Origin of the sequence: Bacillus vallismortis (assembly GCF_040784915.1) — a bacterium.
In the GTDB taxonomy this organism is placed as follows: domain Bacteria; phylum Bacillota; class Bacilli; order Bacillales; family Bacillaceae; genus Bacillus; species Bacillus subtilis_G.
Genome location: NZ_CP160797.1, coordinates 1,459,611 through 1,477,938 on the forward strand (window position 1 = coordinate 1,459,611; position 18,328 = coordinate 1,477,938).

Below are 18,328 nucleotides of genomic sequence, written 5' to 3' on the forward strand. Positions count from 1 at the left end.
AAAAAACAGCCGTCGCTGTTAATGCGGCGGCTGTTCAAGAATGAGTTGTTCAAGTTGTTCCGGCGGTATGGGCCTGCTGAAAAAGAAGCCCTGTAAATGGTCACAGCCTTTTTCGTAAAGAAGCTGTTTTTGAGCTGAATTTTCCACGCCTTCAGCAATCACCTGCAAAGACAGCTGGTGGCCCATGGCAATAATGGCCCCGGTAATTTGCTCTGATTTTGGGTGTGTCTGAATATCGTCGATAAACGATTTGTCGATTTTCAGCCTGTGAATCGGAAAGTCCTTTAAATAGCTAAGGGAGCTGTGTCCCGTTCCGAAATCGTCAATGCTGATTCTGATTCCTAATTCCGTTAAAGACGACAACACCTTCTTGGAGTGATCGAGATTTTCCATTGTCATGCTTTCTGTTACTTCCACTTCCAGAAGCCGAGGAGGAAGCTGGTATTTAATAAGCGCCTCCTTGATTAGGAGAATCAGTTCTTCGGATTGAAACTGTCTGGCGGAAATATTAATGGCGACAGAAAGATCAAAACCTTTGTCATGCCAAGCCCTTGCCTGCTTGCATGCTTCATCTATAATCCACTTTCCGATATCAATAATGAGACCCGTTTCTTCAGCAACACTGATGAATTCTCCGGGCGGACGCAGCTGCCCGTCAGGTGTGACAAGCCGTATCAGCGCCTCTGCACCCGTCATTTTTTGATTTTTTGCACTAAATTGCGGCTGATAATACAAGATAAATCGATCGTTTTCTATTGCCTCTCTGAGCTCCATCTCTTGGTTAAGCTTGACTGTTTCTTTGTTACCGATTGCAAAAGAATAGAATCTGTATTTGCTTTTGTTTCGCTCTTTAGCGGCATACATCGCCATATCGGCTTTTTTCATTAATTCAAGACCGTTCGTCCCATCTTTTGGTGATATCGCAATTCCGATACTGACAGATGTAATAAGGGTTTGATCTTGAATCTTAAAAGGTTTTTTGAATTTTTGGATAATTTTTCTTGCTAGAAGATCCGCTTCGCCTGTTCGGGTATTGGCGTTAGTCAAGATAATAATAAATTCATCACCGCCGAGACGGGCGATAAACCCATTATCAGGCACAACAGATGACAGGCGTTTAGCTGTCATCTGAAGCAGCTGATCACCGACATTATGTCCTAACGCATCGTTTATCACTTTAAATCGGTTTAAGTCTAGAAAGAATACAATGGTGTTATAATCCAAGGTATGTTCGCGATTCAGCACCTCTGTTAAGTGCGAGATGGCATGCCGTCTGTTTGGTAAATCTGTAAGTGAATCATAATGAGCCATTCTATGGATTTCTTTTTCTGCCCTGTACTGCTTTGTCATATCTTTGCAAATGACATAAATGCTGTCCAGTTCTTGATTGACTTCGACGGGTATGAGCGTAATATTTAAGTGAAACTGGTCTTTTTCAGTGATCAGTTCGCTATCGCTGTTGATGGCTTGTTTATCTAGTTTGACCTGCTTAAAAAGGCGTTCAAGCTTCTGTGATATGTAATTTCTCCAATCGTGCATACTAAAGCCAAATTTGGTGATCATGTCCTCACCAGCATGATTGGAAGATATAATCTCTCCTTCTAATGACAAAATAAAGATCGCGTCAATATTATGGACGATTAAAGATTGAAATCTCTGTTCGTTATCCTTTATGCGCTCGCTCTGTTTAATAAACTTTCGATCGGCATGGGAACTGAATAACAATAGCGTTTGAATGCAGAAAATAATTAACGCAACAAAAACCGACCAATGAAATGTATGGATTTCCATATGGCTTCCGGGCGGGTCCGTATCCAAACGGAAAGTTGCCGCAAGCATCCCTGTATAGTGCATGCCTGAAATGCCTATTCCCATTACAATCGAACTGATGACTTTATAGAACATAAGGTGTTCAGAATGTTTTTTCATGGCCAAGTCAAAGAATATTTTTAATGAGATGAAAGATGCCGCAATCGCAATCAGAATGGATGCTGTAAAAAGAAGCGGTTCGTACATAATCATTACCCGGGAAATGGCAGACATTCCGATATAATGCATAGATGCAATAGACGCGCCAAGCACAACTGACCCGCTAAGCAGTCTGTAATATGTAAGAATGTGCCGGCTGACAAAATAGAGGGACACAAATGATCCGGAAACAGCTGCGCCAATGGACGCAATTAAAGGCATGAATTCATATTGCATTGGCATCTTGATATCGACGGCCATCATCCCGACAAAATGCATTGACCAAATACCGAATCCCATAATAAGTGAGCCGCCGATCAGCCAAATCTTACTTTTTAAGCCTGTATGAATGGTGACTTTCCTTGACAGTTCAAGGGAAATATACGCTGCGGCACAGGCAATTAGAATTGATAAACATATGAGTGTTATATTATATGATACGTGTATTTCCAAATGGAGATTCCCCCCCGTGTGTTCCAGTCTTGTTGACTCTCATTATTATCGGCTGCTTAACCGCAGAATTTCAGCCTTTGAGACCATAGAAATTGCAAGAGATCTATTTTTAGTTCAGCTGACCGTGAAATATGTGTTAAAATCATGTTGACGTTTTCTGAAAAAAACAAAATGTATGATACATAAAGATGAAAAAAGGGAAGTGATGGATATCGAAGAACTGATTATGTCTTGGATAGAAGCATTTAAAAGCCTATCTTATTTTGGAATATTTCTAGCGCTCTGTATTGAGTTTATTCCTGCTGAAATCGTCCTGCCGCTTGCGGGTTATTGGGTATCTAAAGGTGATATGACGCTTGCCGGCGCTGTTTTGGCGGGATCGCTTGGGGGAGTTGCCGGCCCGCTCACGCTGTATTGGATAGGCCGATACGGAGGGAGGCCGTTTCTTGAACGTTTCGGGAAGTACCTCTTCATTAAGCCTGAAGCTCTCGATAAGTCGGATGAATTTTTTAAAAAACACGGGGGATTTGTGGCCTTCAGCGGCCGTTTCTTGCCAGGCATCCGCACATTGATCTCTATACCGTGCGGCATTGCAAAAATGAACGTTTGGGTGTTTTCGATTTACACATTCATCGCCATGCTGCCCATTACATTTGTATATGTGTATCTCGGTGTGAAGCTCGGTGAAAATTGGAAGGAAGTCGGCTCTATTCTCGATCAATATATGCTTCCGATCGGGATTGCAATTTTAGCTTTGTTCGTGGTCTACTTGCTGATTAAAAAGAGGAAAAAACGCACGCACTCAGAACATTTATCTGCATTTTTAAAAAATAAGCGTTGACAAATGATCTCGCTGCACATATCATTGACGTATAATATTATATTTCTTGAAATCCCAAAGGGGAGTAGCGTCCGGATTTGTTTCCGGAAACAAAGTCGTCATTCCATGGATTGTGATATCCATCGGCTTTGTTGGCATGCCTGAATTCATGTCTAGCAAGACCTTTGCCTTATGACGGCAAAGGTCTTTTTTGCATGGTCCGGCCGCCATAAGATCGGATGAAGAGAAAGAAAACAACTTTTTTGGGAGGGTATCATTTATGGATGCAGCATTATTATTGGAGTATGGTTGGGTTCTTCTCGTCTTGATCGGGCTGGAAGGTATCTTAGCCGCCGATAACGCGTTAGTGATGGCGGTAATGGTAAAACATTTGCCGGAGGAAAAAAGAAAAAAGGCGTTATTTTATGGGTTGGCAGGGGCTTTTGTTCTGCGATTTGGCTCTTTATTCGCCATTTCTTTTTTGGTCAACGTATGGCAGGTTCAAGCGATTGGCGCGATCTACTTGCTGTATATCTCAATAAGCCACTTATTGAAAAGATATGTGTTTAAAAAAGAAGACACGCATAAAGAGACGAAGCAAAGCGGTTTTTGGCCGACTGTTTTAAAAGTTGAATTGGCAGATATCGCGTTTGCGGTTGATTCCATCTTAGCGGCAGTAGCGCTGGCGGTTACGCTTCCTGCAACACCGCTTCCACAGATCGGCGGACTTGACGGAGGGCAATTTGCCGTCATTTTGGCCGGAGGTATCATCGGCCTGGTGATCATGCGGTTTGCGGCTTCAATGTTTGTTAAGTTATTAAAGGAACGTCCAAGCCTAGAAACAGCAGCCTTTGTGATTGTCGGCTGGGTCGGAGTGAAGCTTGCTTTATATACACTTGCCCATAACGACATAGCGATTGTTTCTGAGCACTTTATCCATTCTGGAACATGGAAGCTGATATTCTGGGGTGTCTTAGCGGCAATCGCGGTTTCCGGCTGGTTCATGTCAGGTAAAAAACAGCCGGAGGGCACACAAAACGAACAAAATAACAGCAGCCGGGAAAGGGCGTAATATGAGACTCTGCTTAAAAAGCAGAGTCTTTTCATGTTTAAAACGTTTTCATAGACGAAATAAAATAACATTTTTATAACAGCTTTGTTACAAAAAACACTGATAAAACCCCCTTAATTCTCTAGAAAGGCACGAAATCATGTATAGGACGTCAGAATGGTTTGTCATAATTGAGACATTGGAAACCAATATTTCTTTTTCTCCTTTGCGAATCCCTATCAAATTAGCTATCATTAATGAGTAGTTATAGGGAGGAACTGAGGTGAAACCAGTGCTTAGCCTTTTGTTTAAATTAGGAAAAAAGAAGCAAACGCTTGAAAAAACGGTTGAAAGTATACAAAAAGGCAATAAAGATCTGCAGAATGAATTAATACAGCAATATAAGCCATTTATCGCAAAGACGGTTTCATCCGTTTGTAAACGATATATAGATGAAAAAGACGATGAGTTCAGCATCGGACTCATCGCATTTAATGAAGCTATTGAAAAATACTCATCTGAAAAAGGAAATTCGCTGCTCGCATTTGCTGAGCTTATTATAAAAAGAAAAGTCATTGATTACATCAGAAAAGAAGCAAGAAGCGCACAGAATATCAACATCGATTTACAGGAAGGAGACGATCAGGAGTCATCTCAAAGCCTGATCGAAGCCGAGCTTTCCATTGATGAATACCGCCGTCAGATTGAACAGGAGCAGAGGCGGGAGGAAATCCTCTATTTTCAAAAGCAGCTAAAAGATTATGGTTTATCGTTTAAAGAGCTGCTTGAAAACTCTCCAAAACATGCGGACGCAAGGCAAAACGCCATAAAGGTGGCGATCACCCTTGTTGAACATGAAGAATTGGCCGCTATCCTGTATACAAAGAAACAGCTTCCGGTGAAACAGCTCGAACAGCTGGTCTCTGTAAGCCGAAAAACGATTGAGAGAAACAGAAAATATATTATTGCGATGTGTATTATCATTACGGGTGATTATATTTATTTAAAAGATTATCTTAAAGGGGTGCTGCACTCATGAGAAGAGGGATTATAGTAGAGAAAAATAGAAAATTCGTCACGTTGCTGACCCCTGACGGACAATTTTTAAAAGCTAAACATGATCGCCGCAGCTATGAAATCGGAGAAGAAATCATGCTTCCGAGTGAATCACGCATGGGCAGAAGGGCCAGCTTTTTTGATTTTTTTAAACTGCGCCCTTTCAAAATGGGGATCGTTACGATGACCGCTATTATGCTTTTTATTTTTATTATTCTCCCCGTTTTTTCTAATAATAAGGCCTATGCGTATATGACAATCGATATTAATCCAAGCTTTGAAATTGCGTTAAACAGCGATTACGAAGTGATTGAACTGACGCCTCTAAACGATGAGGGAAAGAAGGTCGTCAATGATATAGATAATTGGGAGAAGACTGATTTTAAAAAGGTGATTGATAATATTATTACCGACTGCAGTGAACATGGATATGTAAAGGAATCGAAAGAAATATTGATTTCCACTGTTTATGAAAATACGGAAGACAATACATATAAAAAAGCTGTGAAAAAACAGCTGAATGATGTGACGGAAAAATATAAAACGACATACCGCATGGAATCTCTTGAGTCAGATATGCAAACAAGGGAAAAAGCGAAGAAGGAAGGCGTTTCAACAGGCAGCTACATCAAATCAAACGAAAAGAATCACAATAAAGATTCAAAAGAGGACCCCAGCAAACCATCCGGGGAAGAGAATCAAAACAGTGCCGAAAATGAGGATGAAAAAAAAGATCAACCTGACGGCCAGGACAGCAAGCAAGGAGATAATGAACAGCAGGATGATATAGATTCCGGAGACCGGAAAAAAGATACTACGGATGGCCAGACTAACGATGGTGACAAAGATAAAAATGTAAAGGAATCAGATGAAAACACAAATGCTGAAAAAAATGGGGATCAGCAAACCCCAATACAAGATCCTCAAGATAAAGGAAATGAAGGAAACAGCGCTGAAAAGGATCAAAGCCAATATCACAGGGACTGGAATAACGGTGAACAAGGCAAGAATCGTTCTTCGTCAAACAGGGATAACGCTTCTGACCGCCGTAATCCAAACGGCTACAGCAGTGAAAATAATTCAGCTCAAACTGAAAATTCGCCGAGTGACCCCGGCGAATAAAGGCCTGAATTTATTTAGTTGTGCCATTTATTTGTGATTGTGCTTGCTGTACCAGCCGCTTTGTCATTTCCCCGCCTACAGAGCCGTTAGCGCGTGCGACTGTATCAGAACCAAGGTTCACACCGAATTCTTGAGCCACTTCGAGTTTGAATTGGTCTAGTGCCTGCTCCACCCCTGGAACAACGAGTTTATTTCTGCTCGCCATCTTTTTCATCTCCTTTTTCTATAAAGAATTCTTAACGCGTAGTTAGTTTGAAATGTACGGGGGTTATTTATGCTGGGAATTGTTGGGGAAAATAAGAAAGCCCCCGGTTTTTTAGCCGGGGGCACCGCAGTCTATAGAATGTCAGCTGTCATTTTATGTGCGGTTGCCTGAATATGGAATGTCAAAATGGAGAGAACTGTTATGGCAATAGTCTGTCTGATTTTAAGCCATTGGCTGTCATTTAATTCTTCAAAACGATGGCGGAGACGATCTGTTTCCTGTTCGACGATCTCCTGCAGATTTGATTCCTTCATAGAAGGTGTGTCCTGGTGATGAACGGCATCAAGCACATATGCGCAGCTTTCATAATAAGAAATCGGACTGATGACATCATCGGTTCTGTCTGAGATGGTGTTAAACGCCACTCTTAAAATAGCCCGTATATGTTCAAAGTCATAAATCGATTTTAAATCACGTACAATTAAAAGTATGACTGCCTGTTCAACCGAATATTTTTTGCCCAGCTCAGGATGTCCGATCAGATCTTTGAAATCACGCTTTACCCAGTTTTGGATTGCGGTTGACTTTAACGAAGTCAGCTCGCATAGGTTGCCGAGTTCTACGATTTCGTTTGTAGAGAGACCGTATTCTTTTTTTTGTTTTTTTCGTTCATATCTTGTAAGAAATTCAGGAATTTCAAGATGATTGGCAGCTTTATCTGCTGACATGTTCGCTGATTGGACGACAATGTCGAGCGGGCTTATTTCTCCTTGTCCTTTTAGGGAATAGAGCAGCCGCACCATATCGGTTCGAGTGAGTTTGAAAATGTTCATTGTTCACCTCTTCAAAACAATTTGACGCGAATATAAGTCTATGTATGAATTTAAAATTTAAGCGTCAGCAATACATTAACATCATACGTCTAATTCCTTGCATTTTCAAACAGATGTTTTATAATTTAAATATACAAGTTCTTTTGAACTTAAAATAACGGAGGTTATTATGGCGAAAAGAATTTTTTTGTTTATTTTAACGAATATTTTGGTGCTTACAACAATCGGGATCGTTTTATCTGTTTTAAGCTCGGTTACCGGAGTCGGGACGTACTTTACCGCTGATGGCGATATCAATCTAATCGCGCTCCTTGTGTTCAGTTTGGTTGTTGGTTTTGTCGGCTCCTTTATGTCTCTTGCGATGTCCAGATGGATGGCCAAGACGATGATGGGCGTCAAAGTGCTGAATCCGGAAAAACATACGCTCAGTTACGAGGAGCAGCAATTGGTTGATCGTGTTCATCGATTAAGCCGTTCTGCCGGTTTAACGAAAATGCCGGAGGTCGGCATTTACCGTTCGCCTGAAGTGAACGCGTTTGCGACTGGACCGTCAAAACGCCGTTCTCTTGTGGCGGTGTCGTCAGGACTGCTGGAGCAAATGGATGATGCTGCGGTTGAAGGTGTGCTTGCCCACGAGGTCGCGCATATCGCTAACGGTGATATGGTTACGATGACGCTTTTACAAGGTATCGTCAATACCTTTGTCGTCTTTTTATCCCGTATCGCAGCATGGATTGCAAGCCGTTTTGTCAAGGAAGACCTTGCGCCGATCGTTCATTTTATTGCAGTGATTGTCTTTCAGATTGTCTTTTCCATTCTCGGCAGCCTGGTTGTGTTTGCGTACTCACGCCATCGTGAATTCCACGCTGACAGAGGAGGAGCCGATCTGGCTGGCAAGGATAAGATGATTCATGCGCTACGAACGCTTAAGAGCTATTCCTCCCGCATTAAGGAAGACGATCAGACAGCTGTTCAAACATTAAAGATTAATGGCAAGAAGCGCTCTTCGCTTTTCTCTACTCACCCTGATTTGGATGAGCGAATCAGACGGTTAGAAGCTAAATAAAACAAACACCTTGTTCCTCTGAGAGAACCTCTCAGAGGTTTTTTATTTGATCCTTTGACTAAAATCATAAAAAAATAAGCAAGTTAAGAAAATGTTGCGTAAAAGCCTTTAAAATTGTGTCCAATATCTTTAGAATAATTACCGTACTTAAAAAGAGAGGCAGAAGGATTTTACATGAAATTAAAGTTTGGAAAATTGATACAGGCATTGTCACCGGCCCAGCTGATCGCGGTTTATTATTTTCTTGCGGTGACGGTTGCAGTTATTTTATTGAGTCTTCCAGTGGCCCATAAACAAGGAGCAGAATGGTCTTTTATCGATGCTCTGTTTACAGCAGTCAGCGCCGTGAGCGTAACCGGGCTTTCTGTTGTGAATACGGCTGATACATTTAGTACAACAGGAATTGTTATTCTTGCGTTTGTTCTGCAGTTTGGCGGAATTGGCATTATGACATTAGGCACTTCTGTTTGGCTGCTAATGGGCAAAAGAATAGGGTTAAAAGAACGGAAATTAATGATGGTCGATCAAAATCAATCACAATTTTCTGGGATCGTCAATCTTATGAAACAGATTCTCTTTCTCATATTATGGATTGAGCTCTTTGGCGCCATCATCCTTGGGACATATTTTTTAACCTACTACGATTCCATTCAAGATGCTTACTTGCATGGTTTTTTTGCGAGTGTCAGTGCAACCACAAATGCCGGTTTTGATATAACAGGCAGCTCTCTGATACCCTATCGGCATGATTATTTTGTGCAATTTATTACACTGTTATTGATTATTTTCGGAGCCATCGGTTTCCCTGTTCTAGTGGAAGTGAAAGACTTTTTGTTTTCCAAAAACCGGAGATATCCGTTTAGTTTATTTACAAAAATTACAACAACAATGTTTGGCGCACTTGTTTTGTTTGGTTCGATAGGGATTTATGTCCTTGAAGCAAATCATTTGTTTGCAGGTAAATCGTGGCATGATATTTTATTCCTTTCTCTATTTCAATCAACCACAACAAGGAGCGGAGGGCTTGCCACGATTGATATAAGCCAGCTGTCTGACCCGACCCTGCTATTTATGAGTGCGCTGATGTTTATCGGTGCGTCGCCAAGTTCAGTAGGGGGAGGCATACGGACAACGACTTTCGCCCTGAATCTTCTGGCGCTGTTTCATTTTGCCCGCGGCAATAAATCCGTAAAGGTATTCAAACGGGAGCTGCATCCTGCTGATCTCATGAAGTCGCTTGTTGTCACAATGATGGCGATTCTGCTCGTTTTTGGCGCGACACTCATTCTTACGATTACTGAAGAGCATTCCCTGCTTGAGATTTTGTTTGAAGTCTGCTCGGCATTCGGTACAACCGGTCTGTCACTTGGAATTACTGCTGATTTAAGCAACGTTGGAAAATGCGTTATTATGATTGTCATGTTTATCGGGCGAATCGGCATCCTGACCTTCCTGTATCTGATCGGAAGGAAGGAAATTGAAGCGAATTATCATTATCCGAAGGAAAGAGTGATTATCGGATAGAAAAACACCGCGTGTTTTGCGGTGTTTTTTGATTGCCAAAAAAAAGATGTGTGCCGCCGTTTGAGTTGGAGAACCTAACATCTACAGGTGCGGTTTAACGCTCCTGCATCTTTAGCGAAATCAAATGTCTGAAAAACAGGCGAGGAGGATTCGTATGAAGCGCAAAGCCGAAGTGGATGAGGCCATTAAAAATAACAATACACCTACCGAGAGCATGGACCCAAATTCATATAAGACACAGTATCATGACAACCCGAATTTTAGGGGTGCCAACCGCAATTCCAAACAGGGCCGGCAAGGAGGCATGTGATTTTGAAGAAAAACCGCCATAGCAGAGAGATGCAAAATCATAAAAAGCCAATGAATAAGAAGGTGCTGGAGGAAGAATTCTCAAGTGAATTAGGAGATTACAATGCCGGGAAGATCATCGAAACGCTAGAAATCACAAAGCCTGAAAAGAAAAAAGAGAACAAACGAAAATAAAAAAGACCTCTTAGGCGGCGTCCGCTTAAGAGGCGCTTTTCTATTTTAAATAAGCATTTTTGCCCGTTCCTCTGACAAATTGCGATAAGCTGGTCATTCTCAGCTCAATGAAGGGCTGAGCAACTGTCTTAACAAAATTGCTTGAGAGTACTGATGTCAGGGCTGCTGTTAAGAGTAAGAGAATCACTAAGTTTTGATAGTCAGTAAGCCCATCCTCAAGCCCGAACTGTCTCAGCGTTTTAATAATAAACCCGTGGAGCAAATACACGTAAAATGTCCGGGTTCCCCATTTCGTAAAGAAAAACCGTTTTTGCGGAACAAGCGCTAAAAAGCTGAAGGTTGCCGCAAAGGCGAGTACATACCAGCCGATTCGGGAAAGCCCGCTTGCCAAGGTAACGTCTCCAAATGAAGAATACGGTTTAGAGCCGAACAGTAAAGAATAGTCAAAGTCGACGCCCCAGCAGATGACGAATACGGCGGCAAGCACCCCGAGTGCAATTTGTTTGCCCCGTTTTGATCTCAATAAATCAAAATGGTGTTTATTCAGATAAAACCCGACAAGGAACATCGGTAAGAATACAAATGTCCGTGACAAGCTCAGCGTGCTGCTGACAAAGTCTAGATAACCGATCAGCACGGCAATACCGCAGCTGACAAACAGCGCCCACAGCTTTGAAAGCTTTGAAAAAGGATAAAGCAGCAGGTTCCAAAAGAATAAGCTTACGAGAAACCATAACGACCATTGCGGATCAATCGGATTCACATTTGCCATGCTTTCGTCTTGCATCATGTAATAAAATACGGAATAGATGATTTGGAAAATCAAATACGGAATAATCAGCTTGACCGCCAGCTTTTTCACATATCCAGCGCGTTTAAAGCCTTTCGCAAAATAACCGGAAACAAGAATAAAGGCAGGCATGTGGAATGTGTAAATGAACTTGTAAAGGTAGAGCATAAAGTTGTTATCATGAATAAAAGAACGAAGAATATGGCCGAATACAACAAGGAATATCAATAAGAATTTGGCATTATCAAAATAACTGTCCCGCGATTTACTCATAGCATCACCTTCTCTTTAATCAGTCATTAAGAGATTATTCCCTGGTGGTTTATATTTTAAAATAAAAGAGGAAAAATGAATTGAAAAACAGCTGATTGTTAGGTCGATGTAAAGTGGAGGTAAGGATCGTAGAAAATGTCTTCGTTATGTAACCGCGCTGAAATTTACTGAAATTTATAGGGCAAATGAAGGAAGTTCCTGCATTTTGTAGAAATATTGAGGGATAGGTTTTGAAGAAGGAGTGTACACGCATGGGAACTCTTGATGTCCAGACTAAGTCAGAGCTGCGGGAAGAACTGAAGCGAATCAAAGAAGAAAATGCACGGCTGAAAAAGGAGTTAGATCAGCATCAAGTGATTGTCAACAATACGCTCGATGCTATTTTTATATGTGATAATGAATTGAGAATCGTTCAGGCGAATGAAGCCACAGAAAGGATGCTTCAAGTTGATTCGGAGGATTTGAAGACTCGCTCCGTTTTGGATTTTTTGTTTTCTATCCCAAAGGATGAACTGAATCTTGCTGTAAAGAAGTTTTTTAAGAAAGGTTTCCTATGGAAGGAGGTGCCGGTCAGGCTTGATGGCGGAGCGACTAAATACATAGAGTTTCTGGCCAAAAGAGGGATTGGCGAGGATTTCTTTTTTGTTGTCATGAGAGACATATCCTCCAAGAAGATTCTAGAGCGGGAATTCTCTATGAATGAACAGCTTTTTAAGGACTTGTTTGACAGAGCTGTTGACGGAATCGTTCTGTTTGATAAAGATGGCGGTTTTATTGATGCGAATTTGTCCTTCTGTAAAAGTTTTGAAATCAATCAAAATGAGCTGTCTCATTTATCGTTGTACAAATTCATAGACAGCGGCTCACGTAAAGATTTCGATAATATTTGGAAGACGCTCAACCGCAAGGGGAAAGCGAAGGGGGAGCTGCCCGTCAAGCTTCGTTCAGGAGTCCAAAAGCTATTTGAATTCACGATCACATCAAACATCATCAGCGGTTTTTATATGTCCATTATGAGGGACATTACAGAGAAGCGGTCTATGGAGCTGCAGCTCTTTAAAAGCGAGGAGCGCTTCAGAGAAATATTTGAAAATGCGATGGACGCCATTATCATCTGGTCAAATGACGGAAGAATCGTGAAGGCGAATCAGTCCGCCTGTAAAATCTTTGAGCTGCCGATGAATTTGCTGCTGAAACGAAAGGTGTGTGATTTTCTCGTTGACTCGCAGCGGAAATACAGCATAACGAAGAGGAAATACGCAAAATACGGAGAGATCAGAGAAGAGCTGCTGTTTCAAATGGCGAACGGGCAGTTCAAAGAACTCGAATTTACTTCAAAGCGGACCATACTCGAAAACCAGCACTTGACGATTTTAAGAAATGTCAGCGACAGAAAGCGGATGGAAAAGGAGCTTCGGGAAAGCGAGCTGAAATTCAGAAAAGTGTTCAACGGCTCAATGGACGGCAATGTATTGTTCGACAATCAATACAGGATCATCGACGCCAACCCGTTAGCAAGCCATATTTTAGGCCTGTCTTATGAAGAGATAAAAAAGCACAGCCTGTTAGATATTATTTCTTCGTATGAAATAGAAAATCTTGCATCACCGGCAAGGCAGATTAATTTTGATGAAATGGACAACGAAATTCCGTTTTTGCTGAGCAGCAGTGACAATAGAAAACTGGAATTCTCATTTAAACGAAATATCATTCAAAATATGAACCTGGCTATCTTTAAAGACGTAACGGAGCGAAAAGAGCTGGAGGAACGCCTGCGCAAGTCGGATACCCTTCATGTTGTCGGCGAACTCGCTGCCGGCATCGCTCATGAAATCAGAAATCCGATGACAGCACTTAAAGGCTTTATTCAGCTCCTGAAAGGAAGTGTGGAGGAAGACTATACCCTTTACTTCAACGTGATCACCTCAGAACTAAAGCGCATCGAATCCATCATCACCGAATTCTTGATTTTAGCCAAGCCCCAGGCCATTATGTATGAAGAAAAACATATCACCCAAATTATGAGAGACACCATAGACCTTCTGAACGCGCAAGCCAATCTCAGCAACGTGCAAATGCATCTTGATTTAATTGACGACATTCCTCCGATCTACTGTGAACCGAATCAGCTGAAACAAGTATTTATCAATATATTAAAAAATGCCATCGAAGTGATGCCCGACGGCGGAAACATTTTTGTGACGATAAGGACATTGGATCAAGATCATGTTCTCATCTCCTTAAAAGACGAGGGAGTCGGAATGACAGAAGATAAATTAAAACGCCTTGGTGAACCGTTTTACACGACAAAGGAACGGGGAACTGGACTTGGGCTTATGGTAAGCTATAAAATTATTGAAGAACATCAAGGCGAGATCATGGTAGAAAGTGAAGAAGGGAAGGGCACGGTTTTCCACCTTACGCTTCCCGTCAGACAGAATGCTCAAGAAAGAGGGAGTGAAGAGTGAACTACTATACGACAGCTAAAACGCCGCTCGGGGAATTTATGATTGCCGAGGCGGATGGCCATATCACCCGCCTATTTCTCAGCCAGGAAGATTGGATGGATTGGAAAGAAACCGTTCAGCATATAGAGCACAAGGAAACACCTTGTTTGGCGGAAGCGAAAAAACAGCTTCATGAATATTTTGCCGGCGAAAGAAAGACATTCTCACTGCCGCTGAGCCAAAAGGGCACTCCCTTTCAGCGAAAAGTATGGGAGGCGCTGGCGATGATACCATACGGAGAATCGAGAAGCTATGCTGACATTGCCGCTGCGGTCGGCAGTCCGAAAGCGGTGCGCGCCGTCGGACAGGCTAATAAACGAAATGACCTGCCGATTTTTGTCCCGTGCCACAGAGTGATCAGCAAAAACAGCGCGTTAACAGGATACGCCGGGAGCAAAACCGATATCAAAGCATTTTTGCTGAACATCGAGCAAATTTCCTACAAAGAAAAATAAAACGTATGGCACGTTCCCTTTTTTGCGGCCCGACATATCATTTTATTAGGTTAAAAAAGTTGGTCTGACGAAAAAGGAGGACAAAGCCATTGAAGCCGAGCCGCTCTGAAAAAATTGCCGCTTTTGCCGAACTGTTTGTGAAACTGCATATCTTATCAAGCGCTCAAAAAGATGAAATCATTCATATCAATCAAAACAAACAAAAAAACCGTTGACTTGGCCCATAATGAGCAAAGCCCAACGGTTTTTTAGTGAACCTTTTCGCCTTGAAACAGATGTTCAATTTCTTCTTCATAGTTATCGCTCATAATCCCTTTTTCTGTGATGATTCCCGAAATGAGATGATGCGGTGTAATGTCAAAAGCGGGGTTAAAGACAGGCACATCAGACGGAGCGGTCCGCACTCCGGAAATCTGCCTCACTTCCTCAGGATCCCGTTCCTCTATCGGGATATCGGCGCCGCTTTTCACTTTCGTATCAAATGTAGATAATGGTGCAGCGACAAAAAACGGAATATCAAAGGCGTTTGCTAAAATCGCGAGACCATATGTTCCAATTTTATTTGCCGTATCACCGTTCTTTGCAATTCGATCGGCTCCGACGATGACGGCAGAAATTTGTTTTTCCTTCATCGTGTGGGCGGCCATGCTGTCTGTGATCAAAGTGACATCAATGCCCCCCTGCATCAGCTCCCACGCAGTAAGTCGTGAACCTTGAAGGACGGGCCTTGTTTCACAAGCGTAAATGTGCAGTCCCAAATCCTTTTGTTTGGCCAAGTAAAATGGAGCGAGTGCCGTTCCATAGCGGCTCGTCGCGATAGAACCGGCATTGCAGATCGTCATAATCCGGTCGCCTTTTTTGAAAAGCTGCAGGGCGTTTTGGCCGATCATCCGGCACGTTTCCTCATCCTCGACCTGTATCTGAATCGCTTCATGGACAAGGTTCGTTTTTGCTTCATTTACGGAAATGGCGTTTTCGATCGAATGGCTCAGTCTTTCAAGCGCCCAAGATAAATTAATGGCGGTAGGCCGTGAGCTGTTTAAATATTGTTTGATATCTTCAAGTCTGCTGCGGAATTCCCTGACATCATCTGTTTCTATGTCTTTTGCAGCAAGCGCAAGTCCGAAGGCAGCCGTAATGCCGATGGCCGGGGCGCCTCTTACCTTGAGCGTGACAATCGCGTCAAATACATCCTCTTTCGTCGTCAGCTCCACATATTCGGTCACGTCAGGAAGCTTTTGTTGATTTAAAATGGTAATAGCTGTTTCTTTCCATTCAACAGAACGTGGAACAGCAAATGAATGGGTCATGAATGGATCATTCCTTTACAAGTAACTTAAATAATTCAATAACATCTGTGATCGTTTTGAAGTCCGAACGTTTTTCAATAAAGGCTGTGCCGGTTTCGAGCGCCAGCCGTTTTCTGATGATTCGTTTATCAAACGGCACGATTGTATCCAGATCAGCCACATGGGAAAGGCCGATCGTCCGGCGTATCAGCTCGCAGCCTGCAAATCCGATCGCCTCTTCAAAAATATGACTGAGGGTGTCAGTAAGGTAACCGTCGATGTTGGCGTAAACATCCAGACTGTCCCTCTCCCAGGCTTCAGTGAATGTCTCTTGAAATGCTTCCCAGACCTGCTTGACATGGTGATATAATGGCTCTCTGTCATCACCGTCACGGCCGAGTGCGTTCAAAAATAAGTTGGAGATAAATTGGCCTATATCAAATCCGATCGGTCCGTAAAAAGCAAATTCAGGATCAATCACCTTTGTTTCAAGTTCGCTGGCGAAAATGCTTCCTGTGTGCAAATCACCGTGAATCAGCGTTTCTGCAGATGTTAAAAAACACTTTTTCAGTTTAGCGGCTTCGATTTTGACGTTGTCATTATTCCAAAGCTTTTCGACAAAAGGACGAAGCTCTTCTTCAAAATCATTTGTGTCATGGTCAAAGAAAGGATCTGTAAAAACAAGTCTTTCCGTAATGTCGCACAGCTCCGGGTTTGTAAACTGCTTAACAAGCTGTTTTTTCACCTTAGGTTCAAGCGCGTAATCTGAAGAATAGAAAAGGGTCTTTCCTAAAAATTCACCGATGTGCTGTGACAGGCGCGGATAGTTTTCGCCCTCAATGAGTCCTTTTCTTGCGATTTTTAAGTGAGAAAGATCCTCCATGACAGTAACTGCCATTTCTGTATCGGAATAAAACACTCTTGGAACCAGTTGAGGGACATGCTCGCCTTGGCGGATGAGCGCGCTGCTTTCGATTCTGGCTCGATCGATTGTCAGCGGCCAGCTTTCTCCGACAACTTTTGCATAAGGAACCGCCTGTTTAATAATTAAAGCTCTGTCATGTTTTTGATCATAAATATGAAAAACGTAATTTAAGTTGCCGTCTCCGATCTCCTGGCATGTCAGCGTGCTTTTGCTTGGAAATAAGCCAAGCTTCACCGCAAGTGCCACAGCGGAGCTTTCATTTAACGTTTCGTATAAAGGTGTTTTTGTGACTGCCATTGTCATAACCTCCAATTATGTAATCTCTTGATATGTTTTCAGCTGAATGGCCGTAAAAAAGCCTCCTTCTCAGAGAGAAGGAGGCTTAACATATATGTCCGCCTCTCTTATCTCTCAGATCAAATCTGATGGAATTAGCACCGTGCCTTAAGAGACGAGCGTCTCGGCGCGAAAAAGATGCGCCCCATTTCACAATGGAATTACGGTCGGTTGCTGTTGGGGTCAAAAGGCCAATCCCTCGCCCAACTCTCGATAAGAGAATATATTCACTTGTTAAACAATTCTAATTTATCAGTTGATGAACATAGTAACAGGTGTTTAAGTGAATTGTCAATCTATTTTTTAATATAAATCTTTTCTGATATCATCGAAAACAGGAATGTTTTCCCGCACCTTAACGCTTTCCTGAAGGTCGATTGCCGCTCGGACAACGCCTTCTTCCCGGCCGCCTTCAGCTAGGACGCGCCCCCACGGATCAATAATCAGGCTATGCCCGGCAAATTCATTATTTGGATTTGAACCGGTGCAATTGCAGGCAGCGATAAAGCATTGATTTTCAATGGCCCGCGCAATAAGCAGGCTTTTCCAATGATCAAGGCGGGGAAGAGGCCATTCCGCAGAAATAAACAGCACGTTGGCACCTTTTGTCGTATGTTTTCTGATCCACTCCGGAAAACGGATATCGTAACAGATCAATCCTGAGCTTTTGACGCCATCAAGCTCAAAGTATCCGTCTTCGGAACCGGCTGATAAATACACATGCTCATCCATCAGCTGAAAAAGATGGGCTTTCCTGTACTCTTTAATGATTTGTCCTTCCTTATCCACGATGTACATTGTATTATAAACATCAGAATCCTTTCTGACAGCAACCGATCCGGCGATAATATGAACGCCATGTTTTTTTGCCGTATTCTTCAGCCAGCTTTGAGCAGAACGTCCGTCTTCATCAGCGAGCTCATCAAGGTTGGCCAAGTCATATCCGGTTGTCCATAGTTCAGGAAGAACAAGAACGTCAGCATGTTTGCTTTCTTTTTCGATGAAGAATTCAGCCTTTTTTATATTTTCTGAAGGTTTTCCATATGAAATATCAAATTGAAGACAAGATATCGTCCATTTCATCTTATTATCACTCCACATTTTTCTTTACTTTTTTTATTTAACCATATATGATGATGGACCATCATTTCAAGATTTTTTTAGAAGGTGAG

18 protein-coding genes and 2 riboswitches are annotated in these 18,328 nt (G+C 42.3%); of the genes, 11 read left to right on the forward strand and 7 right to left on the reverse strand.

From position 1 onward, the window contains the following. Positions 1 to 18: 18 nt before the first annotated feature. The gene (locus tag ABZM97_RS07395) at positions 19 to 2,421 is read right to left on the reverse strand and encodes an EAL domain-containing protein (protein ID WP_367387362.1); all 2,403 of its coding nucleotides are present in this window, start codon (positions 2,419 to 2,421) and stop codon (positions 19 to 21) included. Positions 2,422 to 2,596: 175 nt separating this feature from the next. Here ABZM97_RS07395 and ABZM97_RS07400 point away from each other — a divergent pair, with 175 nt between their 5' ends. The 4 genes from ABZM97_RS07400 to ABZM97_RS07415 all read left to right on the forward strand — a co-directional run bounded on the left by ABZM97_RS07400 (position 2,597) and on the right by ABZM97_RS07415 (position 6,470). After that, positions 2,597 to 3,262 (forward strand): DedA family protein, encoded by a 666-nt coding sequence (locus tag ABZM97_RS07400; RefSeq protein ID WP_087990963.1) that lies wholly within the window; start codon positions 2,597 to 2,599, stop codon positions 3,260 to 3,262. A 47-nt stretch (positions 3,263 to 3,309) separates the two neighbouring features. Next, a riboswitch (yybP-ykoY riboswitch) is annotated at positions 3,310 to 3,415 on the forward strand. 106 nt (positions 3,416 to 3,521) lie between these two features. Further along, positions 3,522 to 4,313 carry a TerC family protein gene (locus ABZM97_RS07405; RefSeq protein WP_253269040.1) on the forward strand — a complete coding sequence of 264 codons (792 nt, stop codon included), beginning with the start codon at positions 3,522 to 3,524 and terminating at the stop codon, positions 4,311 to 4,313. 262 nt (positions 4,314 to 4,575) lie between these two features. After that, complete coding sequence (gene sigI / locus ABZM97_RS07410) at positions 4,576 to 5,331, forward strand: RNA polymerase sigma factor SigI (RefSeq protein WP_087990965.1); 756 nt, start codon at positions 4,576 to 4,578, stop codon at positions 5,329 to 5,331. After that, complete coding sequence (locus ABZM97_RS07415) at positions 5,328 to 6,470, forward strand: anti-sigma factor domain-containing protein (RefSeq protein WP_367387363.1); 1,143 nt, start codon at positions 5,328 to 5,330, stop codon at positions 6,468 to 6,470. The genes sigI and ABZM97_RS07415 overlap by 4 nt, the downstream gene beginning before the upstream one ends. A gap of 10 nt (positions 6,471 to 6,480) precedes the next feature. On the opposite strand, the gene sspD is transcribed toward ABZM97_RS07415, so the two are convergent. Continuing rightward, positions 6,481 to 6,675: an acid-soluble spore protein SspD gene (sspD, locus tag ABZM97_RS07420; RefSeq protein ID WP_010330194.1), complete on the reverse strand. Its 195-nt coding sequence runs from the start codon at positions 6,673 to 6,675 to the stop codon at positions 6,481 to 6,483. A gap of 131 nt (positions 6,676 to 6,806) precedes the next feature. Continuing rightward, the gene (htpK, locus tag ABZM97_RS07425; RefSeq protein WP_367387364.1) at positions 6,807 to 7,508 is read right to left on the reverse strand and encodes a transcriptional regulator HtpK; all 702 of its coding nucleotides are present in this window, start codon (positions 7,506 to 7,508) and stop codon (positions 6,807 to 6,809) included. Between the two features lie 169 nt (positions 7,509 to 7,677). Between htpK and htpX the strand changes: the two genes are divergently transcribed. The 4 genes from htpX (at position 7,678) to ABZM97_RS07445 (ending at position 10,581) form a co-directional block, all read left to right on the forward strand. Next, complete coding sequence (htpX, locus tag ABZM97_RS07430) at positions 7,678 to 8,574, forward strand: protease HtpX (RefSeq protein ID WP_367387365.1); 897 nt, start codon at positions 7,678 to 7,680, stop codon at positions 8,572 to 8,574. Positions 8,575 to 8,748: 174 nt separating this feature from the next. Beyond that, positions 8,749 to 10,098 carry a TrkH family potassium uptake protein gene (locus ABZM97_RS07435; RefSeq protein WP_087990969.1) on the forward strand — a complete coding sequence of 450 codons (1,350 nt, stop codon included), beginning with the start codon at positions 8,749 to 8,751 and terminating at the stop codon, positions 10,096 to 10,098. Positions 10,099 to 10,252: 154 nt separating this feature from the next. Continuing rightward, positions 10,253 to 10,408 (forward strand): hypothetical protein, encoded by a 156-nt coding sequence (locus tag ABZM97_RS07440; protein ID WP_087990970.1) that lies wholly within the window; start codon positions 10,253 to 10,255, stop codon positions 10,406 to 10,408. A 2-nt stretch (positions 10,409 to 10,410) separates the two neighbouring features. After that, positions 10,411 to 10,581, forward strand: coding sequence for a hypothetical protein (locus tag ABZM97_RS07445; protein ID WP_087990971.1), 171 nt, complete (start codon positions 10,411 to 10,413; stop codon positions 10,579 to 10,581). A 40-nt stretch (positions 10,582 to 10,621) separates the two neighbouring features. On the opposite strand, the gene ABZM97_RS07450 is transcribed toward ABZM97_RS07445, so the two are convergent. Beyond that, complete coding sequence (locus ABZM97_RS07450; protein ID WP_367387366.1) at positions 10,622 to 11,644, reverse strand: acyltransferase family protein; 1,023 nt, start codon at positions 11,642 to 11,644, stop codon at positions 10,622 to 10,624. Between the two features lie 251 nt (positions 11,645 to 11,895). Here ABZM97_RS07450 and kinE point away from each other — a divergent pair, with 251 nt between their 5' ends. The 3 genes from kinE to ABZM97_RS07465 all read left to right on the forward strand — a co-directional run bounded on the left by kinE (position 11,896) and on the right by ABZM97_RS07465 (position 14,821). After that, the gene (gene kinE / locus ABZM97_RS07455) at positions 11,896 to 14,112 is read left to right on the forward strand and encodes a sporulation two-component system sensor histidine kinase KinE (RefSeq protein WP_087990973.1); all 2,217 of its coding nucleotides are present in this window, start codon (positions 11,896 to 11,898) and stop codon (positions 14,110 to 14,112) included. Next, positions 14,109 to 14,606: a methylated-DNA--[protein]-cysteine S-methyltransferase gene (locus ABZM97_RS07460; protein WP_087990974.1), complete on the forward strand. Its 498-nt coding sequence runs from the start codon at positions 14,109 to 14,111 to the stop codon at positions 14,604 to 14,606. Before kinE ends, ABZM97_RS07460 begins: the two co-directional genes overlap by 4 nt. An 89-nt stretch (positions 14,607 to 14,695) precedes the next feature. After that, the gene (locus tag ABZM97_RS07465; RefSeq protein ID WP_141113380.1) at positions 14,696 to 14,821 is read left to right on the forward strand and encodes a hypothetical protein; all 126 of its coding nucleotides are present in this window, start codon (positions 14,696 to 14,698) and stop codon (positions 14,819 to 14,821) included. Between the two features lie 33 nt (positions 14,822 to 14,854). Here the strand turns inward: ABZM97_RS07465 and mtnA are convergent, their stop codons facing one another. From mtnA to ABZM97_RS07480, 3 genes are all read right to left on the reverse strand, one after another. Further along, on the reverse strand, positions 14,855 to 15,916 hold the full coding sequence (gene mtnA, locus ABZM97_RS07470) for an S-methyl-5-thioribose-1-phosphate isomerase (protein ID WP_367387367.1): 1,062 nt from the start codon (positions 15,914 to 15,916) through the stop codon (positions 14,855 to 14,857). A gap of 7 nt (positions 15,917 to 15,923) precedes the next feature. Further along, complete coding sequence (gene mtnK / locus ABZM97_RS07475; RefSeq protein WP_289347024.1) at positions 15,924 to 17,117, reverse strand: S-methyl-5-thioribose kinase; 1,194 nt, start codon at positions 17,115 to 17,117, stop codon at positions 15,924 to 15,926. 104 nt (positions 17,118 to 17,221) lie between these two features. Beyond that, positions 17,222 to 17,376: riboswitch (SAM riboswitch) on the reverse strand. Positions 17,377 to 17,459: 83 nt separating this feature from the next. After that, positions 17,460 to 18,239, reverse strand: coding sequence for a carbon-nitrogen family hydrolase (locus ABZM97_RS07480; RefSeq protein ID WP_367387368.1), 780 nt, complete (start codon positions 18,237 to 18,239; stop codon positions 17,460 to 17,462). Positions 18,240 to 18,328: the final 89 nt, after the last annotated feature.